The organism is Xanthomonas sp. NCPPB 1068, assembly GCF_041479385.2.
Lineage (GTDB): Bacteria > Pseudomonadota > Gammaproteobacteria > Xanthomonadales > Xanthomonadaceae > Xanthomonas > Xanthomonas cannabis.
Genome location: NZ_CM192986.1, coordinates 1,511,323 through 1,535,450, shown reverse-complemented (window position 1 = coordinate 1,535,450; position 24,128 = coordinate 1,511,323). Strand labels below are relative to the sequence as shown.

Here is a 24,128-nt window from a genome sequence, read left to right as displayed (position 1 = left end):
GCGCGGCGCCGGAGCAATGCAGGCGATGACTGCCGCACGCGCGGTAGCAGGCCTGCAGCACACGCGGTGGCTAAGCCTGGCGTGCACGCAGATCTGCCAGCGGATGCTGCGCCGCCGACCAGGGGGCGGTGAAAAAACCGGCAGCCCACTGGGCGTCTGCCTCGCCCAAGGTGGCCGGCTGCCAGTGGGGCTGGCGGTCCTTGTCGATCAGCAGCGCGCGGATGCCTTCGGCAAAATCGCCGTGCGCGGCGGCATGCAGCGCGACCACGTACTCGATGCGAAACGTGTCGGCCAGTGTTGCGGTGTCCGGATGACGATGCAGCTCCCACGCCAGCCGCGCCGAACCTGGCGCACCGGCCGCCAGGGTGCTGCGCGCGGCCTGCAACCAGGCATCTTCGCTTTGCAGGGCCACGATGGCAGCAACCACCTGCTCCAGCGATTCGCCAGCCACCAGGTCTGCAATCAGCTGCGCATGAAGCTGCAGCGGACCGGGCTCCATCGGTTGCGCAATGCCCTGCAGAAACGCACTGAGTTGCAGGCGATCGTCGTCGGCATGGCCTGTCCATGCATGTGCGCTCAAGGCATCCAGCACCGCCGCATACTGCGCGTGCTCCAGGCGTACATCGGCCAGGCCGGCGTAGATGGCGTCACTCGCGTCGAGCGGCGCGCCGGTGAGCGCCAGAAACAGCCCGGCGCCCTGCGGCACGCGGCGCAGCAACCAGCTGCCGCCGACATCGGGAAATAGACCCACACTGATTTCGGGCATGGCCAGGCGCGAACGCTCGGTGACCACGCGATGGCTGGCGCCGGACATCAGGCCGATGCCGCCGCCCATCACGATGCCGTGGCCCCAGCATAGCAACGGCTTGGGATAGGTGTGGATGCGATAGTCCAGCCGATATTCTTCTTCGAAGAATGCCGCGGCGTGCGCATTGTCCTGCGGCCTTGCCTGTCGCAGCGCAGCGTCGGGTACCGCGTCGCGATGCGCGCGCATGCTCTGGTACAGGCCATGCAGATCGCCGCCGGCGCACAGCGCCTTCTCGCCCGCGCCGCGCAACACGACGCAGGCAATCCGGGCGTCATCGGCCCACGCATGCAATTGGGTGTCGAGCAAACGCACCATCTGCAACGACAGGCCATTGAGCGTCCTGGGTGCGTTCAAGGTCGCAATGCCGATGCAATGCCCGTCGGTGCACTCGCGTTGCTCGAACAGGACCGGTGCCTGGTCAGCCGTGCTGGTCTCCACCATCACCGCGCGCTCCATTGCGGTGCGCGTTTTTCCAGGAATGCTGCAACACCTTCGGCTTGATCGGCGTGCTCGAACAGGTCGACGAAGGCTTCGCGCTCCGCAACCAGTGCGGCAGCATGCGTACCGTGGCGGGTGGACTGCACCAGCCGCTTGCAGGCCGCCACACTGGCCGGGCTTTGCTTGCCGGCACGCTGCGCCCAGGCGAGGGCCAGCGCGCGTGATTCACCCTTCCCTACCACTTCCTCCACCAATCCAATCCGGTGCGCGGTGGGGGCATCGATGCGTTCGCCGAGCAGGATCATGCGCTTGGCCCAGCCCTCGCCCACCAGACGCGGCAGGTTCTGGGTGCCACCTGCGCATGGCAGCAGGCCGACGCTGGCTTCGGGCAAGGCGAGCTGTGCGTGTTGCTCGGCGATGCGCAGATCGCATGCCAAGGCGCACTCCAGTCCGCCGCCCATGGCATAGCCGTTGATGGCGGCGATCGAGACGCCGCGGAAGGCGCTCAAGGCTTCGAAGGCTTCGCCGAAGCGGCGCGCAGCTTCACGCGCGTTGGCCTTGTCGCCATCGGCAAATTGCTTGAGGTCGGCACCGGCGCTGAAGAACTTGTCGCCTTCGCCGGTGATGACCAGCGCATACACGCTGCGGTCGGCATCCAGTGCGCGCACCAGGTCGCGCAAGGCCGCCAGGCTGTGCACGGTCCAGGTATTGGCCGGTGGATTGCTGAGCGTGACGATGGCCACATGGCCGTCGCGCTGCACCTGCAAGCCGGTATGGGCGTGTGCTTCCCAGTCGCTCATCGCAGTTCCTCCTCGCCGTTGAGCAGATGGCGTGCCACGATCATGCGCATCACCTCGTTGGTGCCTTCCAGGATGCGATGCACGCGGCTGTCGCGTAGCAGGCGCTCGATCGGATACTCGCGGATATAGCCGTAGCCACCATGGATCTGCAGGGCCTCGTCGCAGATGGCAAAGCCGGCATCGGTGGCGAAGCGCTTGGCCATCGCGCACCACACCGTGGCATCGTGGCTGCCGGCGTCGAGCTTGCGTGCGGCGGTGTGCACCATCTGCCGCGCGGCCACCAGTTGCGTGGCCATGTCGGCCAGCTTGAACTGCAGGGCCTGGAAATCGGCCAGTTTCTTGCCGAACTGGCGGCGCTCGCCCATGTAGCGACGCGCGGCGTCCAACGCGCCCTGCGCGGCCCCCAGCGAGCAGGCGGCGATATTGATGCGGCCACCGTCCAGGGCCTTCATCGCCATCTTGAAGCCCTCGCCTTCCTTGCCCAGCAGATGGCTGGCGGGGACGCGCACGTCGGTGAAGGTGATGCCGCGCGTGGGCTGGCTGTTCCAGCCCATCTTTTCTTCCTTGCGGCCGTAGCTGATGCCAGGCGCGTCGGCCGGCACCACGAACGCACTGATGCCACGTGCACCGTCGTCGCCGGTGCGCGCCATCACCACCAGGACATCGGTGGCGCCCGCGCCGGAAATGAAGGCTTTGCTGCCGTTGAGCACGTAACTGTCGCCGTCGCGCTGCGCACGGGTCTTGAGCGACGCTGCGTCCGAACCGCTGCCCGGTTCGGTCAGGCAGTACGAGCCCAGCCTGGCGCCGCTGGTCATCGCCTCGCCCCACTGCGCGCGCACCACGTCGGTGCCGTAGCTGGCAATCAGCCAGGTGGCCATGTTGTGGATGCTGATGAAGGCCGACGTGGATGGATCGACCGTGGCCAGTTCCTCGAACACCACTGCCGCATCGAGCCGGCGCATGCCCAGGCCGCCCACGCCTTCGTCGGTATAGAGGCCGCAAAAGCCGAGTTCGGCGGCCTTGGCGATCGCCTCGCGCGGGAAGTGGCCTTCCGCATCCCATTGCGCGGCATGCGGGGCGAGTTCCTTGTCGGCGAAGTCGCGCGCGGCGGCGCGGAAGGCTTCCTGCTCGTCGTTCAGATCGGCCGCGTTGGGGTGTAGCTGGATGGCTGCATTCATGGCGATCGGGTCACTTGAGAGAGATGGTGGTGTTGACGCCGTGGCCCAGCGTTTCGTCGTCGAACCAGCGCGCGGTCACGGTCTTGGTCTGGGTGTAGAACATCACCACCTGTTTGCCGTACGGGCCCAGGTCGCCGAGCTTGGAGGCGCGCGAACCGGTGAACGAAAACAGCGGCACCGGCACCGGAATCGGCACGTTGATGCCGACCTGGCCCACATCGATGTCTTCCTGGAAACGCCGCGCGGCGGCACCGGATTGGGTGAACAATGCCGTGCCGTTGCCGTTGGGATTGGCGTTGACCAAGGCGATGGCTTCGTCCAGCGTGGCGGCTTCCAGAATCACCAGCACCGGCCCGAAGATTTCTTCGTCGTAGATGCGCATGCCGGGTTTGACGCCGGAGAAGATGGTCGGGCCGACAAAGTTGCCCTGCTCGAACCCCGGCACGCTCGGGGCGCGACCATCCAGTTCCAGCGTGGCGCCCTGCTCCACGCCGGAGGCGATCAAGCCTTCCACCCGCTCGCGCGCGGCGCAGGAAATCAGCGGTCCGACCTCGGTGCCCGGGGCGTTGCCGGCGCCGATCTTCAAGCCCTTGGCCTTGGCCACCAGCTGCGGGATCCACGCGCGTGCCTCACCCACCAGCACCAGCGTGGACGCCGCCATGCAGCGCTGGCCGGCAGCACCGAATGCGGCACCGACCATCGCATTGAGGGTCTGCTCCTGGTTGGCGTCCGGCAGCACCACGGCGTGGTTCTTGGCGCCCATCATGCATTGCACGCGCTTGCCGGCCAGCGAGGCGCGGCGATAGACGTGCGTGCCCACCTTGGTGGAGCCGACGAACGACAGCGCCTTGATGTCGGGGTGATCGCACAGCGCGTTGACCACGTCCTCGCCGCCATGCACGACGTTGAGCACGCCCTTGGGAATGCCGGCTTCCAGCGCAAGTTCCACCAGCCGCATGGTCACCATCGGGTCTTGCTCGGAGGGCTTGAGCACGAAGGTGTTGCCGGTCGCGATGGCCATCGGGAACATCCACAGCGGAATCATCGCCGGGAAGTTGAACGGGGTGATGCCGGCGCACACGCCCAACGGCTGTAGCAGGCTGTACGTATCCACGCCATTGGCCACGTTGTTGGCCAATTCGCCCAGCTGCAGGTTGCCGATCGCCGCGGCGTGCTCCACCACTTCCAGCCCGCGGAACACATCGCCTTCGGCATCGGCCAGGGTCTTGCCCTGCTCGGCGCTCAGCAGCGCGGCCAGCTCGGGCATGTGCTCGCGGATCAGCTGCTGGTACTTCAAGAAGATGCGCGCGCGCGTGCCGATCGGCGTCTTGCGCCAGCTGGTGAAGGCACGGCTGGCCGCGGCTACTGCCGCGTCCACTTCGGCGGTGGTGGCGAACGGCACCTGCGCCAGCACCGACTGGTCGGCCGGATTGACCACGTCCTGCCAACGGTCGCTGGCAGAGACCACCAACTCGCCGTCGATCAACAGGGACACGCGGGGGACGGATTCGCTCATTGCAGGCTCGCTCGCAGAAGACATCGGGCCGGACGGCCCAGTGCTTCGCATTGTTCGCAGCGCGCACTCGCATTCCCAGCCAGCATCTGCTTAATCGCGCTAAGCTGGCGGCACAATTTTGCGAATCTTGCGAATGCCCCAGTCGCAGTCCCCGTTACGCCACCAGCTTGGCCTGCGCCTGCAGCGGCTGCGTCAGCGCCACGGCCTGACCCAGGCCGAGCTGGCGCGCCGGCTAGGGCTGTCGCCGAGCTATCTCAACCAGATCGAGCGCAACCAGCGCCCGCTCACCCTGGCGATCCAGCAGCGGCTCAAGGCCACGCTGGGCGATCTGGACGGCCTGCTGGACCTGGACGACCCGGCCGCGCTGGTCGAACCGCTGGACGAATCGCTGCGCAGCCTGGGCCATACGCTGTCGCCGGCCGAGCTGCGTGCGCTTACCGGCAACCTGCCGCAGGTGGCGCAGGCGCTACTGGACCTGCATCGCGCCCACCAGCAGCTGCTCGAGCGCAATGCCGCGCTGGAGGTGCAGATCGGGGTGGAGCACGCCGCCCTGCCCTCGCTGTCGCCCGGCGAACAGGTGCGCGATTACTTCAACCGCGCGCACAACTACCTGCACGAGCTGGATGAACATGCCGAGGCGCTGTATGCCGAACTGGGGCTGACCCCGGAAAACCTGCCGCTGCGGCTGCGCCAACGTCTGGCCGACCGCCACGGCCTGCTCGTGCAGGAGGCCACCGACCTGCAGAGCGACAAGCGCGCCGTGGATGCGCAGGCGCGCGTGCTATGGCTGCCGGCGCATCTGCGCCCCGGCCAGCAGGCTTTCCAGATGGCCGCGCAGCTGGCATTGCTGGAATGCGCACCGTTGCTGGACGCGCGCATTGCCGATGCCGGCTTCGCCGATGCCGAGCGCATCGCGCTTTCGCGCATCGGGTTGTCCAATTATTTCGCCGGCGCGCTGGTGATGCCGTACAGCCAGTTCCTGCACAGCGCACAGCGCTCGCGCTACGACATCGAATGGCTGGCGGACCGCTTCGGGGTCGGCTTCGAGGCGGTGTGCCATCGGCTCAGCACCCTGCAGCGACGGGGGGCGGCCGGGCTGCCGATCTTCTTCATGCGGGTGGATCGGGCCGGCAATGTCTCCAAGCGCCACTCGGCCACCGACTTCCACTTCTCGCACGTCGGTGGCGCGTGCCCGCTGTGGATCGTGTACGAGGCATTCAACCAGCCCGACCGCATCCTGACCCAGATTGCGCGCATGCCCGACGGACGCCGCTATTTCTGGCTGGCGCGGCAGGTCAGCAGCGGCGCGCCGGGCTACGGCCGCCCGCGCAAGACCTTCGCGCTGGCGATGGGCTGCGACCTGCGCCATGCCGACCAGTTGGTGTATGCGCGCGGCTGGGATCTGGGCGCGGTGGACGATGCGGTGCCGATCGGCCCGGGCTGCCTGACCTGCGAGCGCAGCAATTGCGTGCAGCGCGCCTTCCCTGCCCTGCCCCGGCTCGCCGCCAGCACACGTTAGCGGCGAGACCACGGTGCCAGGCGGCACCCTGGGCAACTTCGGCTGGCCAAACCGGCACCCACCGCGGAAGTGTGACCAAGCAGGCGCTAGCGCTGCAGTGCAGCATTCCAAGCTGAGATAGCTGCCGCAAAATGCTTCATTGGAATGGAATGACTCGCGCTTCTACCCTGAAGCGGACACATGCAGGACAAGGGGACGCCAGCGCGACATCGTTCGCCGCAGCGCCACAGCAACCACCGCTCCAGTAACACCGCACCGCACCACTCCGCCATGCCCGCTCGGCCGCGCCAGACCCATGTCGGCGCCGGTGGGCCACGGCAGCCACCACCACTCATTCGGTCACTTTGTCCTGGGAGGGATCAACCGATGCCTGTTCACCACACCGGCCATTCGGCCAGCCGGCGCCTGCGCCGCACGCCGGTCCGCGACGTCCTCTGCACCACCATCGCCCTGGTCCTGGCCACCGCCTTCAGTGCGCAGGCCCAGGACACCGCGCCTGCCGTGCCGCCAGCCACCGGCAGCAGCAGCGCCGCCAGCGGCCAGGCGCCGGTAACCCTGGACAACATCACCGTGATCGGCCAGCGCGCCAGCCTCAACCAGGCCGTGCAGACCAAGCAGATGTCCGATCACGTCATGGAAGTGATCTCGGCCGACAACATGGGCCAGATGCCCAATGTCACCGTGGCCGAAGCGCTGGTGCGCCTGCCCGGCGTCAACGGCACCCGCGACCGCGGCAACGAAAGCCTGGCCACCGTGCGCGGCCTGGGCCCGCGCATGACCATGGGCACCGTCAACGGGCGCGAGATCGCTTCCTCCGAACCCAACCGCGCGGTGCGCTGGGAAGTGTTTCCCACCGAGATCGTCTCCACCGTCAAGGTCTACAAGACCCAGTCGGCGGATCTGGTCGCCGGCGGCCTGGCCGCCACCGTGGACATCTCCACCATCAGTCCGCTCGACTACACCGGCCCCGGCTTCGTCGGCACCGCCGGCCCGGTGTTCTACGACCACGCCAAGGATGTGGACGGCTACAACCCGTGGGGCAGCCGCCTCGGCGCCAGCTGGGTGCACAAGATCAACGACAACCTGGCGGTGGCGCTGGGCGCCACGTATCAGAAGCAGAAAAACGCCAACTCCTCGATCGGCAGCTGGGGCTATACCGATGCCGCCACCTCGCGCGATGTGGATGGCGACGGCACCGTGGACCCCACCCCTTTCGGCGCAGCCGACCAGCTCAAGCTGACCGAGCAGACCCGCACCGGTGCGATGGGCACCGTGCAGTGGCGCTCGGGCAACTTCGAACTCAAGTTCGACGGCCTGTATTCGCGCATCGAGATCGACGAAGACCAGTTGCAGAACTGGTTCAACGGCCTGGCCTTCAGCACCTTCTCGACCGGCGCCAATCCGTACACCACGCCGGGCTCCTCCTACACCATCGTCGATGGCGACGTGGTGGCCGGCACCCTGGCCAATTCCAACCTGCAGGTCGACCATGTGGTCAGCCACTACAACGAGGTCAAGACGCTGACCGCCGGCGGTTTGAACGCCAAGTGGAGCGGCGATGTGTGGACGCTGGGCAGCGACCTGTCGTTCTCGCAGGCCAAGCGCGACAACACCTGGCAGGCCGTGCGCTTCGGCAGCAACCCGGACACCGTTTCGTTCGATTTCCGCCGCAGCGTCACTCCCACCATCAGCACCAGCTCGGACACGCCCGAGTGGGGCATCAACGGCCAGACCGAGCCGCAGGCGCTGCGCGACAAGATCGCCGCGCTGGCGCTCAACGCCAGCCGCGCGGTGGACGCAGGTCCGTTCAATTCGCTGGAGTTCGGTGCGCGCGCGGCACGACGCGAAAAACAGAACCGCCGCTTCATCGGCAACCAGTCCGGATTCGATCAACCGATCGCGGCATACCAGGACCTGATCTTTCCGGTCACCATGCCCGACTTGAACGTGCCCACCCTGACCGGCGGCAACATGGCCGAGATCGCGCGGGTGGGCTTTGGCGGTTTCGATCCGGGCACGCTCGACGAACAACTGCTCGACCATTGGAACGTCAAGGAAGATGTGCGCGAAGCCTTCGCCAAGGCGGTCTTCAGCTCGCAACTGTTCGGCACCGATGTCACCGGCAATGTCGGCGTGCGCCTGGTCAACACCAAGACCACCAGCGACGGTTTCGATTCGGTGGGCAGCACCATCCAGCCCAGCACCGACAGCAAGGAATACACCGACGTCCTGCCCAGCGCCACGCTCAATTTCCTGATCGACGACCAGCGCATCCTGCGCTTTGCAGTGGCCAAGGTCATCGCGCGTCCGCCGCTGGACGAGCTGCGCACCGGCCGTCGCCTGGACGACCCCAGCGTCACCGTCGGCCAGCTCACCGGCAGCGGCGGCAACCCGCAGCTGGACCCGTTCAAGGCCACCCAGGTCGACCTGTCCTACGAGTGGTACTTCCATAAGGAAGCCTTGGCGGCGTTGGCGGTGTACCGCAAGGAAGTGGATTCCAGCATCGGCTACCGCACCGACCGCGAAATCATCAACGGCCTGGATTACCTGGTCAGCGCGCCCTTCAATGGCGGCGGCGGCCATATCAACGGTGTCGAGCTCACCTTCCAGACGCCGTTCTATTTCATCCCGCACATGGAAAATTTCGGCGTCTACTCCAACTTCTCGTTGGTGGATTCCAACCTCAAGGAATTCTCGCCCGAAGACAACCCGCTGCCGCTCAGCGGCCTGGCACGCAAGACCGGCACCTTCGACCTGTGGTACAGCAACGGCACCTTCGAAGCGCGTGTGGGTTACAAGTACCACAGCCCCTACACCGTGGTGTACGGCTGGAATGCCGCGCGCCTGGCACGCCTGCAGAGCGAAGGCACGGTGGATCTGAGCCTGAACTGGCAGTACAGCAAGCAGCTGGGCTTCCGCTTCCAGGCCGGCAATCTCACCAACGAGCCGCTGCGCGCCTACACCGACAACAAGCCCAACCGTCTGGCCAACCAGGACGATGGCGGCTACCAGGTGTTCGGCCGCCGTTACCAGCTGGAAGCGACCTACCGGTTCTAAGCGCCGTCAACAACACAGTGGCGCTCACCGCAAGGCGGGCGTGCTCGGTGCTCGATGTTCGGTGCGGCAGATACCGCTCGTACACTGAGGTGCTGAGCGCACCGCCAGCACCGGCCTGACGACCGCTACGTTTTGTTGGCCACCCTATGCGTTGCCAGATCGGCTGCGAGCACTTGAACGCAGCCAATCCGATCAACGCGCATCTGCACAAAGCAGCAGCCGCAGTGTGGACTGCAATCTGCAATCCACGTTTGGATTCTGCACAGCGGCCGTGCAGCAGCGCGGTTGCCTGCGGCATGCTGTCACCTGCTCCACGTTTATCAGTCGAGGAATTGCATGCGCTCACCACGCCGTCTCTGGACGCCCGCGCTACTGGCGCTGGCCATTTCCACCTCCGCACACGCCGGCCGGGCGCCGGCCACGCTGTATCTCGGCGCGGACCTGTCCTACGTCAACGAGATGGAGGAATGCGGCGTGCAATACCGCGAGAACGGCGTGGTCACCGATCCGTTCGAACTTTTCCACGCACATGGCGCCAACCTGGTGCGGGTGCGCCTGTGGAACGATGCGCGCTGGACCAAATACAGCGACCTGTCCGACGTCAAGAAAACCATTGCGCGTGCGCGCGCGCAAGGCATGCAGGTGTTGCTGGACCTGCACTACTCCGACGATTGGGCCGACGGCGAAAAACAGCTGATTCCCAAGGCCTGGGCCAGCATCACCGACACCGACGAACTGGCGCGCACGCTCTACGGCTTCACCTACGACACGCTCAGCGCACTCGACCGCGCCGGCCTGATGCCGGAGCTGGTGCAGGTGGGCAACGAAAGCAATTCCGACCTGATGGACAGCACGCCCTGGGACAAGAAGCGCCCGATCAACTGGCAGCGCAACGCCAAGCTGTTCAATGCCGGCATCAAGGCAGTGCGCGACATGAGCGCGCGCTCCGCCATCAAGCCGCGGGTGATGCTGCATATCGCCCAGCCGGAAAATGTGGAGCCATGGTTTGCCGCGGCCACCAAGGCCGGGGTCACCGATTTCGATCTGATCGGCATCAGCTACTACCGCAAGTGGTCCACCCAATCGATGGCGCAGCTGGGCAAGACCATCAAGCGCCTGCGCGGGCGTTACGACGCCGATGTGGTGGTCGTGGAAACCGCGTACCCGTGGACGCTGGACGCTGGCGACACCTCGCATAACCTGCTCGGCGAAGACTCGCTGATTGCCGGCTACCCGGCCACACCGCAGGGCCAGGCGAAGTACATGGTCGATCTCACCCAACTGGTCATCGATACCGGTGGTGCCGGCGTGGTGTATTGGGAACCGGCATGGACCAGCAGCAGTTGCAAGACGCGCTGGGGCACCGGCTCGTCATGGGAAAACGCCAGCTTCTTCGACTTCAAGCACGGCAACGAGGTGCTGCCGGCGATCGACTTCATGCGCCACCCGTACACCGGTGTGCCTGCGTCGCGTAAGCCCAACGCAAGCGAACATGCTGCGAGTACGCCTGACGGTTCCGCAGAAGTCGGCAAAAGGACGCAACCATGAGTGGCATCAATCGGCGTGAGTTGCTGCGCGGCATGCTAGCCAGTGGCGTGAGCGCCGCATTGCCGGTGGGCACGGCCGGTGCACTGGTGTCTGCCAGCGCTGCGGCTGCCCCGGCCGCTGCAAAAGACACCGCAACACCTGTGCCGTTGGGCGATGCAGCGCTGGCGCCGCGTGAGCGACTGCTGTTCGACTTCGGTTGGCGCTTCCACCTGGGCCACGCCAGTGATGCATCGCGCGATTTCGAGTTCGGCACCTTTCAGCGCAGCTTCGCCAAGGCCGGCAAGGACACCGCCACCGCCGCGCAGCTGGCGTTCGACGATAGTGCCTGGCAGCAGGTGGACCTGCCACACGACTGGGCCGTCACCCTGCCATTTCGGCAGGAGCCGATCTCCGCCGCCATGACCGAGGAAGACCCAGCCGCCGCGCATGGCTACAAGCCACTGGGCACAAGCTTCCCGGAAAACAGTGTGGGTTGGTATCGGCGCACGCTGCAGATTCCGGCAAGCGATCTGGGCAAGCGAATCTGCCTGGTGTTCGATGGCGTATTCCGCGACTGCATCGTGTTCTGCAACGGCCATATCGTCGGCCGCAATGCCAGCGGCTACTGTGGCTTCGAAGTCGACCTCAGCGAGGTGCTCGACTATGGCAAGCCCAACATCATCGCCATTCGCGTGGATGCCACACTGGGCGAAGGCTGGTTCTACGAAGGCGCCGGCATCTACCGGCACCTGTGGCTGCAGAAGACCGACCCGCTGCACCTGCCGCAGGATGGCGTGTTCGTGCGCAGCACCGTGCAGGACGGCAACGCCACTGCGCAGCTCTCCACCGAAGTGCACAACGACGGCACAGCGCCACGCCAATGCGTGGTGCAGGCGCGCATCACCGCACCGGATGGACGCACCGTTGCCCAGGCAGCCAGCGCAACCATCACGGTTGCGCCGGGCCAGGTGCAGGTCGTCGAACAGACCCTGCCGCTCGGCCAGGCCGCGCTGTGGTCGATCGACACCCCGCAGCTCTACAGTTTGACTACCAGCGTGCACAGCGACGGCAAAGCGGTCGATGCATTGGTCACACCGTTCGGCGTGCGCAGCATCGCCTTCGATGCGCAGCGCGGCTTCTTATTGAATGGCGCACCGCTCAAGCTGCACGGCACCAACAATCACCAGGATCATGCCGGCGTCGGCACCGCCATCCCGGACAGCCTGCATGAGTGGCGCCTGCGCCAGCTCAAATCGATGGGCTGCAACGCCTACCGCAGCTCGCACAATCCGGCCACACCGGAACTGCTCGCGCTGTGCGACCGCCTGGGCATGTTCGTGATCGAAGAAACCCGCCGCATGTCCACCGACGCCGAAGCCATGGGCGAACTGGAAACGATGGTACGGCGCGGCCGCAACCATCCCAGCGTCATCCTGTGGTCGCTGGGCAACGAAGAACCGCAGCAGGTCACCGAGCGCGGCGCACGTATCGTCGCCCGCATGCAACAGCGCGTGCGCCAGCTCGATCCCACACGCCCCACCACCTTTGCCATGGATAAAGGCTTCGGCGATGGCGTCGGTCAAGTGGTCGATGTGGTCGGCTTCAATTACCGCACCAGCCAGATGGACGGCTTCCACGCGCAATACCCCGACATTCCGATCTACGGCAGCGAAACCGGCAGCACCGTGTCGGTGCGCGGCAACTACCAGCGCGACGACAAACGCGGCTACACCCGCGCCTACGACCTCGACCACCCCTGGTGGGCCAGTACCGCCGAAGCGTGGTGGAGCTATGTCGCGCAGCGCCCGTACATCGCCGGCGGCTTCATCTGGACCGGCTTCGACTATCGCGGCGAGCCCACGCCCTACAACCGCTGGCCGAATGTGGCTTCGCAATTCGGCGTGCTCGATAGCTGCGGCTTTCCCAAAGACAATTACTGGTACTACCGCGCACAATGGACCAGCGAACCGGTCCTGCATCTGTTCCCGCACTGGAACTGGGATGGCGCGCTGCAGCCCGACGACAACGGCCACATCGCGGTCTGGTGCCATAGCAATCTCGAGGCGGTGGAACTGCTGGTCAATGGTGTCAGCCAGGGCCTGCAGCAGGTGCCGGCCTACGGCCATGTCGAATGGCGCGTGGCGTATGCACCGGGCGCGATCGAAGCGCGCGGCTATCGCGGCGGCAAGTTGGTACTCACCGAACGCCGCGAAACCGCTGGCAAGCCGGCAGCGATCCGCCTGAGCTGCGACCGCGAAGCACTGCGCGCCAATGCGGAAGACGTAGCCGTGGTGAAGGTGGAAATCGTCGATGCGCAAGGGCGCCTGGTGCCGACCGCCGACAATCAGGTGCAGTTCGCCGTGCGCGGCCCCGCACGCCTGATCGGCGTCGGCAACGGCGACCCTAGCAGCCACGAGGACGACAAGGCGCCGCAACGCAAGGCGTTTAACGGGTTGTGTGCCGTCCTGCTGCAGACCACGCGCAACAGCGGCGATATCGTGCTGCAGGCAAATGCAGCAGGCCTAATGCCAACGACTCTGCGTCTAAGCGCAGATCGCGCGACGCCACGCGCTTTCATCCTTTGACCGTCCGGCATCCGGCGACGCGTCCCTTATCAAAAAATCGAGAGCCGATCACGGCTTCTCGGCCATGCATCACGCGGAGAGCATCAAAGCGCCATAGCACTTGAACGGCAGAAAATCCGGCATCCGTGTGCCTTGACAGCCCAAAGCGGCCCGCACACTGTCAGTTAAGCGCCGGCAGAAATCGCCGGAGTACCACAGTGCTGCGCTCCACGCCGGCATTCCGGTCCTACATGCGACAAGTCGTCGTACGGCGTCACGGTTGCTTCGGCAAACCCAAGTGGCCTTACCGAAGACACCTCGCAAAAGATATCGACGCCGCGCAAATCTACCCCTCACAGTGAGTTTGACAGAACGCGGCGTAATAATTTTGATGAAATTTTTTGCTACTTGCGCCGCTCAATCAGCAGATTCCCAACCCAGGCATGCAAGGCGCGCCGGTCGAATTATACATGCCACAAAAGGTTAGCCTGGCCCACATTTCCTCATGGCGACCTTCAAACCAAGCCTATAATCGTCCAACTTATCGCAAATAAACGACTAACTTCGCATCCAGGAATACAACCAAACAATCCCAGATAACTGCTCAGATTGAGAGCACGACTATTAATCGAACCAGCCCCCACCGAAAATTCTTCAGTCAAGAATTATATTTAAATTCACACAAGCAGCATTTTTCGTTCTTTGGCAGTACGTGTCACGCAATGACATTTGTATAAACCTCATAGCGCGTACTTTACGCGAACGCACAGCGCACGTTCAGCGAAAACGAAAACAGCATCCACATGAAATATTTAGAACTGCGACCGCCAGGAACATATGCAAAGCGCCGATTCTAGATGCCCCAAAATCGCAGTTCCGTTCCAACCTCCGCTCGCAGCTTTCAACTAGTTAAGTTTATCGATAAAAGATAAATGTTGAAAATTTCAGGCGTGCATCAATATCCATACATGCGCCCTGCACCGAAGCATCACAACAAGCAGTCCAAAAGGCCCCACCGGCATACAGATCAGTCAACTCACCTGGACTTACTCAGCCGATGAACGATCAGAACTCAAGAACACAAAAATACACGCCCATCCTTATTACTGGAGGCTTGCTTCTCAGCGCAGCACTATACTTTTATCAATCCGCCATCCCGATGAATGTCGCTTCATCAGTCGATAGCGAAAAAAACGCGAGCACCGCCAACTCAAGGACACCGTCCAGTCATCGGCCTGCAAACCAATCGAGCGATCATCACCTGCATTGGGACGAAAGCGACTTCATAGCACCTCAAGGCGACAAGCCATTTTCTGCCGGGGACGTTCAATATCACATAAAATCATTTTATGCACGTTTCTACGCCGACCCGCCAATGTCTCGCGCAGAACGCGATGCCTTCGCGCAGCGGCTGGCCATAGCCATCGACGCAGATCAAAACACAAAGAAAGCTGTCGCGGATTTCTACGGCCAGATGCCCGCCAACAATCAAATGGACCGCGACGTGATGCGAAACATGCTTGCGATCAGTCCGGAAGGCAGATCCATCCTTCTTAACGAAGCAAACAGGATATGGGATAGTAAGGATAAGACTCTGTATTCGCATATGTATGAAACGTATTCGAACCTTCCGGGTCAAGCATCACGAAATGTTCTGGCAAATGCCCTATCAAGTCTCAGCGACCAAAGTACGGACACCCGCACCGCAGTTGCCGCGCTAAATTTCATTGGAACGATAGAAAAAGACGATTCTGCAGATGCAGGAAAGTTACGGACCAACGCAATTTCTCAATTGAACTCGGTTGTTTCCGGCCAAAGCGAAGAGGTCGTTCGTGGCTTGGCAGCTCAGAAGATATATAGACTTTCCTCACCTGAAGGCGCCGCTGATGCAGCGGTTGAATTCATCAGACGCGATGCAAACAGTTCATTAGTCATGCAAACGCTTGATTCCATCAATAGCGGAGACGTCGAGTTGACCCCGCCGCTTCGCGCCACGCTTGTAAGCGCAGTCGCGCGGCCGTCGGCAACCACTGAAGAACGCGATAGATTTAGACAAGTTATCGTATCGGGCCACAGCTAATAGCGATTCGCAAACGAAACCCGATTTTTGAGCCGATAGCCTAAAATACCCGAGGCATAGACCAGAAAAATTTCAATTTCCAAACTAGTGTGGCAGAGACCATGCTAGTGCATCAATTTCAGTTTCATCGGCTACGGCAGTGCCGTAACGATTTTGAGCTGCGGAAAATTGTATTTAAATCTAGCCACACCTAAAACACTCAATAAAATATTTATTTAGGATCTTTCATAAATTTTCCGTGCGCCACGCTTCACGCTTTGAATTTCCCATTTAGCCACCTATCACCACCCAAGGATTCAAAATGAAATTTTTAAAGAACAAAATTGCGCCATTTTTGTTTGCGGCAGCTGCGACCGTTGGCGTTGCTGAGGCGGCAGAATTAACCACCTCTTTTCAAGGATGGCTAGGCAAAAATCAGAAATCAGAATTTATCGACCCTTCAAGGTGGGCCACATGCTATAACGACCGAGGAGGCGAATGCGTTGTCGTTTCGCTGACGTCTGGCACGAGCCAGTGCTATGAAGAATCGTTTGAACTTGGTGCAAGCTTCGAGCTCCCTGCCCCTGCTGGCTGGGGCCCGTTTTCCTTGAGCGGGAGCAAAGGCTCTAGCTGGAGCGCATGCCACGAACGGAGTGAAACTACGCAGTGCCAGCCTAAACCGGGCTTCAAGGGCAGAGCCGCAGTCTTGATGGGCGAACGCTTTGGCAAGCTGCACGTGACTGGTGGAACACCCAATTCTTATGTTATCCCGGCATACAAGGGTTGCGAGAACAAATGGAATGGCAAAGTCAGGCTTTCGGGACGTACTCTTGAGCGTGTATGCACCTACGCCGGCGGGACTTATGACCACCAAGGATATTTACCCGAGTTTGAAAATCTGACCTGCGACTATCAGAAAATTTGACTGATAACCGCATTTTCTTGCGCACGGGACATTTATGCGGTTACTTAATTTCCGGTAGCAGCAAGAATCGCAACCCCGGGCCTGCGGCATTTCGTGGGCCCGGGACTTCGCACTCAGGAATCCATGCAGCACTATTTGTTAGTGCCGTTGACATATCGTCAGATAACTATTCCCGTCCTCGTCGCTTCACCTGAACACTTGCATTCGATTGTCTACGTCGACACATACAACCCGCCAATGCCGCGGTAGGGGCAAGCAATAGCGTACAGTCTCGGCAAAGTCGCCGATGCTCCCACCTCGTCTTCACCGATTTCACGCATTTTCAAACCAGTGAAACTGCACCGCTTCAACTACGCCCCCCCTCGCGGCGCATGGCCGCGAGGGGGGGCAAGCGCTTATCGCATACGCGAAAACGCACCGATCCCCGCAATCGCCAGCCGCTCGGCAGGCGCCGCCGTTTCCGCGAACGACAGCCGCAGGTAGCGGATCTGGCGGACTTCGGGGAAATTGAGCCGTTGGGTCGAGAGCGCATAGGCGATATTGGACAGCTCGCCGCCGCCGGCCGGCTGCCAGTGCTGACCATCCTCGCTGCTTTCGGCACGATAGCCCTTCGGCGGCGCCGCACCGTTCATCACCGTGCGCGAGGGCGTGAGACTGAAGCCGGCAACGTCACGCAGTTCGCCAAGGTCGATGGTCACCTGCACGGGGTGGCCAGATGTAGGAGCGGGCACGGTCCAGATCGTGCTGGCATCGTCGTCCAGCAATGCCTCCGATCCCGGCGCGCTGGCTTCCACGATGCGCCAGCCTGCAGTTGACAGCACATCCGGCGCGTTCGCCGCCGGCCGCGCAACCGGGACTGGCGCAACCGCGCGGAACAGCGCGAATTCGCTGATCGCCGGGCAGACCGGCGCCTCGAGCACGACCAAACGCACACGGCGCGCGGTGATCGGGCGATCGAGCCGCAGGATCCGCTGGGCACCGATGCATTGCGCTTCGGCCAGCCGCCGCCAGTGGCCATCGACTTCGGCTTCGACCGCAAAGCGGGTGACGCGCACGCCCAGCGGCAGGTATTCGCGTAGCCGGATCAGATCGAAGCTGCGCAGCGCCGACAGCTCCAACGTCAGCGTGGGCGTAGTGATCTCATCCGGCGTGGACCAGTAGCTGTCCGGCTGGCGGTCGAGCACGCGCGCCGGCTCGAACCCGGCACCGCGTGACGCGCTGGCGCTGGCCCTGGCGCCCTTGGCCAGATCGATGGCGAAGCTGGCGCGGATGGCGTCGCCGAAACTCTGCAGCACCGCCACGTCATGGTCGGGAATGCGGCCGCGTCGGTCGGGTGGGAGATTGAGGTTCATGTTGGTGCCGCGCGCGACCGAGGTGTCGAAATAGCGCACCAGGTTTTCCGGGCTACGCACCTTGCCGTCTTCATCGGCGTGGTAGAACCAGCCCGGGCGGATCGACGTGTTGGTTTCAGCCGGCCACCACAGCGCCCCGCCGCGCACGCCGGAATTGCCGTTTTCCTGGGTGTACGGGGCATTCGGCATGGTCGGCCAGCTCGGATCGCCGGCGATGCCGTCCTCATTGCCGCCCCAGCGGATATCGGCACCGAGTGGGTCGAAGGTGCAGGCCATTGGTTGGTGCTGGTGCACCAGCTCGATCATCCGCGGCCAGTTGTAGTACGCCGGCGCGTCGATCTTGCGTGATTCGCGTGCGCCACCGTAATAGCCGTCACCGCCATTGGCACCGTCGAACCAGAACTCGAACAGGTCGCCATAGCCCGTGCAGAGTTCGACGATCTGTTTGCGGAAATAGTCGATATAGCCGGGGCGACCATACTCGGCGTGGTTGCGATCCCAGGGTGAGAGGTAAAGACCGAACGCCAGGCCAGCGCGTCGGCACGCCGCTGCCATTTCGCCGACGATGTCGCCCTTGCCGTTCTTGTAGGGCGAGTTGCGAATGCAATGCTCGGTCAGGCGTGTCGGCCAAAGACAGAAACCATCGTGGTGTTTGGCCGTGAAAATGAGTCCTTTCAGATTGCCGGCCTTGGCCGCAGCGACAATTTGATCGGCTGATAAATCGCTGGGATCGAACTTGCGCGGATCCTCGTCGCCGTAGCCCCATTCCTTGTCGGTGAAGGTGTTCATCGCAAAATGCACGAAGGCGTATTGCTCCCACCGATGCCACCGCAGCTGGCGTGCGCTGGGCACTGCGCCCCACGGCGCCGGCCCGTTGGCGCGCGGTGTCTGCGCGATCCGGGCCGCCGATGCACTGAAGCTGGCGGCAGCGGCCGCCACACCCGTAGCAAGAAAGGTACGACGATCGATCATTGGCGCCTCCGACATTGCACAAGCTTCGATCTTAGCTTTTCCAAAGACGAAAGAGTTCCAGCCCTGAAGCGACAGGCGTGTGTGCAAGGCACGGCGCATACATAAGCAGACCCTGCACAGATTGCGTTGACGCGCGTGCCAGCAACTGCGCGCATTCGTGGCTGGGCGGCCAACGACCTCGGCTTGCACTGTGTCGTTGGTGCTCGCATGTCCATGCTGTTTCCGCAGGCCAAGCGAGCTCCGCGAACAGGACAAACAATGGCTATCCGACGACAACCAACATCGCCCGCACGACAATTGATGCGGACTGACATGCGCCAAGTATTGGCTTCAACATTGACCGTAAACTGCTTATTTTGGCCGACACTGACTTGCCGGGAGCCCACAGGTCGTCGCGTTTCAGCAACTGCGTTGGCTGATCGGGCCACCTCTCCGGCAGCGGAATAGACTGGCCAGTCACCGCACGCAGCAGCGGAGATGTTGCGGTCATCTTCTGCCGCAGAAGCATGCTTAAGCGATCCGGCAATGGCAAACCACTCGACGAGATCCGTGTCTTGCAGCGCTCTGCCAAGCGCAAGGCAACTACAGCGTGACCCCCGCCGGAGATGCGACACGCCAGTGCATGGCACACCGCAACCGCGGTCCCTTCTCCCGCCTGCGGGGGAAGGTGCCCGAAGGGCGGATGGGGGACGTCTGACCTTCAGCCCGATGCCTCTGGCCAGCTTGGTGGGCCGGAGATGCGCCAACGGACTTCAGGAATATTGCCGCTTGTGCAGCGCTCTCATCATCGAAGCACGCAGGCCTCGAGGGCGCACACTGCACACCGACTCTTTGGTTGCCGGCAAGAACGCGCGGTCGCGCCTCCGTTTATTCCAGATCCACATCGCGCGGAAAATAGCGGCGAAACTTTTCTTCCCAGGCCTGGAATTGGTCCAGCGTGTAGCCATCCATCGGCCGCTCCACCGCAGCGGCGGCCTTGTTCTGTGCAACGACGGCAATCCGCTGAGACGACAGCTCGTCCCATGCCTTTCTCAAGGCGACCGGATCCGGATGCGAGACCAGCATGGCCTCCAGCAGCGTGGCCTGCGCAACGCGCGCGGCCAGCAGGTCGCTGAGCGCGTCGGTGACGGCCTGCATCCATTCCTGATGTCGGTTATCCATGCGGCGTGTCGTACGTGATGAGTGGCTGGGCACTCTAGCCCCGCCGCCGCCACGGCGATGTGGAGTGGCTCGGCCCTGGATCACCTGAGCGGCACCTGCCGAGACAGGCGAAGGCCTTCAGCAAGATAACGGCACGGCTGATCAGCACCGTCGGACGCCATCTCGACAGGGGGCATGACCTCCGGCCGCCACGCAGCCTGAATCTGAGGCCCGATGCAGCGTGTCGCAAGAGCGCCAACCAACCGCCACCTTGGCTGGTATCCCTGTCATCAGCGGTGATCGGCTTGCTCCAGCGTCACCACCGGCCGCGCCCCCTGCCTGCGATGAAGGCATCGCCACCGCTGCGCCGGGCCGGGCAGAAGCGCGTCGCCCCCGCAACAACTGAGCCGCCGGCGCATGGGCAAGCGCCCGGATCGCGATCCCGGGCGGCTCGGCTTAAACTTGCACGCCGCCGTTGACCCAGCCAGCTCAGCCGCCGCGCGGAGCGCCCGGCCACACGCCTGCCACCGGCACTGCGGGTCACCACCTGCCCGCCCCTCACCGCGCCAGATTCCGGAAGACGTAATTGCAAACCACCGACACCAAAGACAAAGCCAAGCAAGGCACGGGAACCCCCGAGCACACGCCGCTGATGAAGCAGTTCTTCGCCGCCAAGTCGGACTACCCCGACCTGCTGCTGTTCTTCCGCATGGGCGATTTCTACGAGCTGTTCTACGACGATGCGCGCAAGGCGGCGCGCCTGCTGGATATCACCCTGACCCAGCGCGGCAGCTCCGGTGGTGCGCCGATTCCGATGGCGGGTGTGCCGGTGCATGCGTATGAAGGCTACCTGGCGCGGCTGGTCGCGTTGGGCGAGTCGGTGGCGATCTGCGAGCAGATCGGCGACCCGGCGCTGGCCAAGGGGCTGGTCGAGCGCAAGGTGGTGCGTATCGTCACCCCGGGCACGGTCACCGACGAGGCGCTGCTGGACGAGCGCCGCGACACCTTGTTGATGGCGATTTCGCGCAGCAAGCAGGGCTACGGCCTGGCCTGGGCCGATCTGGCCGGCGGGCGCTTCCTGGTCAACGAAGTGGACAGCGTGGATGCGCTGGAAGCTGAGATCGCGCGCCTGGAGCCGGCCGAGCTGCTGGTGCCCGATGAAGACAACTGGCCGGAGTTCCTGCGCGGGCGTATCGGCGTGCGGCGTCGGCCGCCGTGGCTGTTCGACGCCGACAGTGGCCGGCGCCAGTTGCTGGCGTTCTTCAAATTGCACGACCTGTCCGGCTTCGGCATCGACGACAAGCCCTGCGCCACCGCTGCGGCCGGCGCCTTGCTGGGGTATGTCGAAGAGACCCAGAAACAGCGGCTGCCGCACCTGACCTCCATCGCGATGGAAGTGGCCAGCGAAGCGATTTCGATGAACGCGGCCACGCGCCGGCATCTGGAGCTGGATACGCGCGTGGATGGCGACACGCGCAATACCTTGCTCGGGGTGCTCGACAGCACGGTCACGCCGATGGGCGGGCGCCTGCTGCGGCGTTGGCTGCACCGCCCGCTGCGCCTGCGCGATGTGCTGGTGCAGCGCCACCACGCGGTCGGCACCTTGATCGACGCGGGCGCCGATGTCGACGTGCGCGAGGCCTTCCGCGCGCTAGGCGATCTGGAACGCATCCTCACCCGCGTGGCATTGCGTTCGGCGCGCCCGCGCGACTTTTCCACCCTGCGCGATGGCCTGGCACTATTGCCGAAGGTCCGCGCAATCCTGGCACCGCTGGATTCGCCGCGGCTGCAGACCTTGTTTGCCGAACTCGGCGAGCACGATGCCACCGCGCATCTGTTGATCAGCGCCGTGGCCGAGCAACCGCCGCTCAAACTCAGCGACGGCGGCGTCATCGCCACCGGGTACGACGCCGATCTGGATGAGCTGCGCCGCCTGTCCACCAATGCCGACCAATTCCTGATCGATCTGGAACAACGCGAGCGCGCCAGCAGCGGCATCGCCACGCTCAAGGTCGGCTACAACCGCGTGCACGGCTACTACATCGAGATCAGCAAGGGCCAGGCGGAAAAGGCGCCGTTGCACTACAGCCGCCGGCAGACGCTGACCAACGCCGAGCGCTACATCACCGAAGAACTCAAGAGTTTCGAAGACAAGGTGCTGTCCGCGCGCGAGCGTTCGCTGTCGCGCGAAAAACTGTTGTACGAAGGCCTGCTGGATGCGCTCGGCACCGAGCTGGAAGGCCTCAAGCGCTGCGCCGGTGCATTGAGCGAACTGGATGTGCTGGCCGCGTTCGCCGAGCGCGCGCAGGCACTGGACTGGTCGCAGCCGGAGCTGGACAGCGCACCGTGCCTGCGCATCGAACGCGGCCGCCACCCGGTGGTGGAAGCGGTGCGCGACCAGCCGTTCGAACCCAACGATCTGGAGCTGCATGCCGACCGCCGCATGCTGGTGATCACCGGCCCGAACATGGGCGGTAAGTCGACCTACATGCGGCAGAACGCCTTGATCGTGCTGTTGGCGCATATCGGCAGCTACGTGCCTGCCAGCCGCGCGGTGATCGGGCCGATCGACCGCATCCTCACCCGTATCGGCGCCGGCGATGACCTGGCACGCGGGCAATCCACCTTCATGGTGGAAATGGCTGAAACCAGCTACATCCTGCATCACGCCACCCCGCACTCGCTGGTGCTGATGGACGAGATCGGCCGCGGCACCTCCACCTACGATGGCCTGGCGCTGGCCGATGCGGTGGCGCGCCATCTGGCGCACACCAATCGCTGCTACACGCTGTTTGCCACGCATTATTTCGAGCTCACCGCGCTGGCGGACGAATCGCATGCCGGTGGCGCCAGCGGTATTGCGAATGTGCATCTGGATGCGGTCGAACACGGCGAGCGCCTGGTGTTCATGCATGCAGTCAAGGATGGGCCGGCCAATCGCAGCTTTGGCTTGCAGGTGGCCGCGTTGGCCGGACTGCCGAAGGCGGCAGTGACCCAGGCGCGACGACGCCTGGCGGAGCTGGAACAACGCGGCGGCGAAAGCCATAGCGCGCAGATGGCGCCGGCCGCGCTGGATGCGCCGCAACAGTTCGGGCTGTTCACCGCGCCCTCTTCCGCCGCGCAGGAAGCGCTGCAGGCCCTGGATCCGGACGAGCTCACGCCCAAGCAGGCGCTGGAGGCCTTGTATCGGTTGAAGGCGTTGATTTGAGGTGCCGGGATTGGGGAGTCGGGATTTGGGATTTGTAAGAGCGGAGCTGCATGGCTGATGCTTGCTGCGCTTGCGGATGCAATGCGCTGCAGGAATCGGTGGCCGCAGAAGTGCAGTGCGTGACGGCTGACCTGCCGCGATGCCGCATGGATTGCTCTGTCGGCGCGACGGGCGCACCCTGCGGCAACGCTTCGTCCAACAGGAAACCTTCCGATGACCACGTCCGCCTCATTGACCGATCAGCTCGCCGCGCAGTTGCAGGGCCCGCAGCTGCAACAACTCGCCGGCCGCCTGGGCATTGCGCCCGAGCAGGCGCAATCGGCCGTGCAGACCGCGCTGCCGCTGTTGATGGGCGCGCTGGGCCGCAATAGCCAGCAGGCCGGCGGCACCGATGCCTTGCTGGGCGCCCTGCAACGCGACCACGCCGCCAGCCCGGACATCGGTAGCCTGCTGGGTTCGCTGCTGGGCGGTTCGGCCAGCGGCGCGTCGGCCAATGGCGCCGGGATCGTCGGCCATCTGTTCGGCGACAAGGCGCCACAGGCCGCTGCCGGGCTGGGCCAGGCCACCGGGCTGGAAACCAGCAAGGCCAGCCAGCTGCTGCAGCTGCTCGCTCCCATCGTGATGGCATATCTGGCCAAGCGCTTTCTGGGCGGCGATACCGCCACCGCCGGCCAGCTCGGCCCCGCGCTGGCCCAGGAACATCAGCAGGTGCGCACGAACGCCGGTGCCGGTGGCCTGTTGACCAGCGTGCTGGATCAGGATGGCGATGGCCAGCTCGGCCTGGGCGATGTCATGAAGCTGGGCGGCAGCCTGTTCGGCAAGCGCTGAGCGACCCGTAGCCGCTGGGCACGCCGGACGAGCACCGGCGTGCTATCCATAGCAGTACGCTATCGATATGGTCGAATAATTCGAATTCACCAAATGATCGATGCGCTTTATCGTGTGCGAACGTCGCCATGATGAGTCCGCCTGATGCGCCTGCCCGCCCATTGCCTTTCCCGTCAGCCAGGCGGTTTCGACTGCCACAAGCAGGCGCTAGCATCGGCAGGTCCGCCAGCGGCCGGG

14 protein-coding genes and 1 other RNA gene are annotated in these 24,128 nt (G+C 63.8%); 9 read left to right on the top strand and 6 right to left on the bottom strand.

Annotated elements, in window-relative coordinates:
* Window positions 1–70: 70 nt before the first annotated feature.
* Genes ACCQ12_RS06580 through ACCQ12_RS06565 form a run of 4 tightly spaced genes read right to left on the bottom strand, consistent with a single transcriptional unit; the run spans window position 71 to window position 4,740 of the window.
* The gene (locus tag ACCQ12_RS06580) at window positions 71–1,249 is read right to left on the bottom strand and encodes an enoyl-CoA hydratase/isomerase family protein (RefSeq protein WP_372383568.1); all 1,179 of its coding nucleotides are present in this window, start codon (window positions 1,247–1,249) and stop codon (window positions 71–73) included.
* Window positions 1,249–2,046: an enoyl-CoA hydratase gene (locus ACCQ12_RS06575; RefSeq protein ID WP_372383213.1), complete on the bottom strand. Its 798-nt coding sequence runs from the start codon at window positions 2,044–2,046 to the stop codon at window positions 1,249–1,251. Before ACCQ12_RS06575 ends, ACCQ12_RS06580 begins: the two co-directional genes overlap by 1 nt.
* Window positions 2,043–3,224, bottom strand: a complete 1,182-nt coding sequence (locus tag ACCQ12_RS06570) for an acyl-CoA dehydrogenase family protein (RefSeq protein ID WP_047694301.1) — start codon at window positions 3,222–3,224, stop codon at window positions 2,043–2,045. The genes ACCQ12_RS06575 and ACCQ12_RS06570 overlap by 4 nt, the downstream gene beginning before the upstream one ends.
* 10 nt (window positions 3,225–3,234) lie before the next feature.
* Complete coding sequence (locus ACCQ12_RS06565; RefSeq protein ID WP_104581030.1) at window positions 3,235–4,740, bottom strand: CoA-acylating methylmalonate-semialdehyde dehydrogenase; 1,506 nt, start codon at window positions 4,738–4,740, stop codon at window positions 3,235–3,237.
* A 133-nt stretch (window positions 4,741–4,873) separates the two neighbouring features.
* Here ACCQ12_RS06565 and ACCQ12_RS06560 point away from each other — a divergent pair, with 133 nt between their 5' ends.
* The 7 genes from ACCQ12_RS06560 to ACCQ12_RS06530 all read left to right on the top strand — a co-directional run bounded on the left by ACCQ12_RS06560 (window position 4,874) and on the right by ACCQ12_RS06530 (window position 16,391).
* Window positions 4,874–6,259: a helix-turn-helix domain-containing protein gene (locus tag ACCQ12_RS06560; RefSeq protein WP_372383212.1), complete on the top strand. Its 1,386-nt coding sequence runs from the start codon at window positions 4,874–4,876 to the stop codon at window positions 6,257–6,259.
* Between the two features lie 366 nt (window positions 6,260–6,625).
* Entirely contained in the window at window positions 6,626–9,316 is a 2,691-nt protein-coding gene (locus ACCQ12_RS06555) for a TonB-dependent receptor (protein WP_372383211.1), read from the top strand.
* A 68-nt stretch (window positions 9,317–9,384) separates the two neighbouring features.
* Window positions 9,385–9,457, top strand: a non-coding RNA gene (locus tag ACCQ12_RS06550) — sX9 sRNA.
* Window positions 9,458–9,652: 195 nt separating this feature from the next.
* Window positions 9,653–10,864: a glycoside hydrolase family 53 protein gene (locus tag ACCQ12_RS06545; protein WP_179454763.1), complete on the top strand. Its 1,212-nt coding sequence runs from the start codon at window positions 9,653–9,655 to the stop codon at window positions 10,862–10,864.
* Window positions 10,861–13,428 (top strand): beta-galactosidase GalA, encoded by a 2,568-nt coding sequence (galA, locus tag ACCQ12_RS06540; protein WP_372383210.1) that lies wholly within the window; start codon window positions 10,861–10,863, stop codon window positions 13,426–13,428. The genes ACCQ12_RS06545 and galA overlap by 4 nt, the downstream gene beginning before the upstream one ends.
* Before the next feature lie 1,036 nt (window positions 13,429–14,464).
* Window positions 14,465–15,487: a hypothetical protein gene (locus tag ACCQ12_RS06535; protein ID WP_372383209.1), complete on the top strand. Its 1,023-nt coding sequence runs from the start codon at window positions 14,465–14,467 to the stop codon at window positions 15,485–15,487.
* A gap of 301 nt (window positions 15,488–15,788) precedes the next feature.
* Entirely contained in the window at window positions 15,789–16,391 is a 603-nt protein-coding gene (locus ACCQ12_RS06530) for a hypothetical protein (RefSeq protein WP_147423591.1), read from the top strand.
* Window positions 16,392–16,786: 395 nt separating this feature from the next.
* On the opposite strand, the gene ACCQ12_RS06525 is transcribed toward ACCQ12_RS06530, so the two are convergent.
* Both ACCQ12_RS06525 and ACCQ12_RS06520 read right to left on the bottom strand, forming a co-directional pair.
* Window positions 16,787–18,715, bottom strand: coding sequence for an alpha-L-fucosidase (locus tag ACCQ12_RS06525; protein ID WP_372383567.1), 1,929 nt, complete (start codon window positions 18,713–18,715; stop codon window positions 16,787–16,789).
* Between the two features lie 867 nt (window positions 18,716–19,582).
* Entirely contained in the window at window positions 19,583–19,876 is a 294-nt protein-coding gene (locus tag ACCQ12_RS06520; protein ID WP_052077005.1) for a hypothetical protein, read from the bottom strand.
* 631 nt (window positions 19,877–20,507) lie between these two features.
* Here ACCQ12_RS06520 and mutS point away from each other — a divergent pair.
* Window positions 20,508–23,063: a DNA mismatch repair protein MutS gene (gene mutS / locus ACCQ12_RS06515; RefSeq protein ID WP_372383566.1), complete on the top strand. Its 2,556-nt coding sequence runs from the start codon at window positions 20,508–20,510 to the stop codon at window positions 23,061–23,063.
* 213 nt (window positions 23,064–23,276) lie between these two features.
* Entirely contained in the window at window positions 23,277–23,891 is a 615-nt protein-coding gene (locus ACCQ12_RS06510) for a DUF937 domain-containing protein (protein WP_372383208.1), read from the top strand.
* Window positions 23,892–24,128 lie beyond the last annotated feature (237 nt).

Bases quoted from the DNA above. Each gene is read 5' to 3' on its own strand.
- ACCQ12_RS06580 (WP_372383568.1), bottom strand. From the start codon at position 1,249: ATGGTGGAGACCAGCACGGCTGACCAGGCACCGGTCCTGTTCGAGCAA.
- ACCQ12_RS06575 (WP_372383213.1), bottom strand. From the start codon at position 2,046: ATGAGCGACTGGGAAGCACACGCCCATACCGGCTTGCAGGTGCAGCGC.
- ACCQ12_RS06570 (WP_047694301.1), bottom strand. From the start codon at position 3,224: ATGAATGCAGCCATCCAGCTACACCCCAACGCGGCCGATCTGAACGAC.
- ACCQ12_RS06565 (WP_104581030.1), bottom strand. From the start codon at position 4,740: ATGAGCGAATCCGTCCCCCGCGTGTCCCTGTTGATCGACGGCGAGTTG.
- ACCQ12_RS06560 (WP_372383212.1), top strand. From the start codon at position 4,874: ATGCCCCAGTCGCAGTCCCCGTTACGCCACCAGCTTGGCCTGCGCCTG.
- ACCQ12_RS06555 (WP_372383211.1), top strand. From the start codon at position 6,626: ATGCCTGTTCACCACACCGGCCATTCGGCCAGCCGGCGCCTGCGCCGC.
- ACCQ12_RS06545 (WP_179454763.1), top strand. From the start codon at position 9,653: ATGCGCTCACCACGCCGTCTCTGGACGCCCGCGCTACTGGCGCTGGCC.
- galA (WP_372383210.1), top strand. From the start codon at position 10,861: ATGAGTGGCATCAATCGGCGTGAGTTGCTGCGCGGCATGCTAGCCAGT.
- ACCQ12_RS06535 (WP_372383209.1), top strand. From the start codon at position 14,465: ATGAACGATCAGAACTCAAGAACACAAAAATACACGCCCATCCTTATT.
- ACCQ12_RS06530 (WP_147423591.1), top strand. From the start codon at position 15,789: ATGAAATTTTTAAAGAACAAAATTGCGCCATTTTTGTTTGCGGCAGCT.
- ACCQ12_RS06525 (WP_372383567.1), bottom strand. From the start codon at position 18,715: ATGATCGATCGTCGTACCTTTCTTGCTACGGGTGTGGCGGCCGCTGCC.
- ACCQ12_RS06520 (WP_052077005.1), bottom strand. From the start codon at position 19,876: ATGGATAACCGACATCAGGAATGGATGCAGGCCGTCACCGACGCGCTC.
- mutS (WP_372383566.1), top strand. From the start codon at position 20,508: ATGAAGCAGTTCTTCGCCGCCAAGTCGGACTACCCCGACCTGCTGCTG.
- ACCQ12_RS06510 (WP_372383208.1), top strand. From the start codon at position 23,277: ATGACCACGTCCGCCTCATTGACCGATCAGCTCGCCGCGCAGTTGCAG.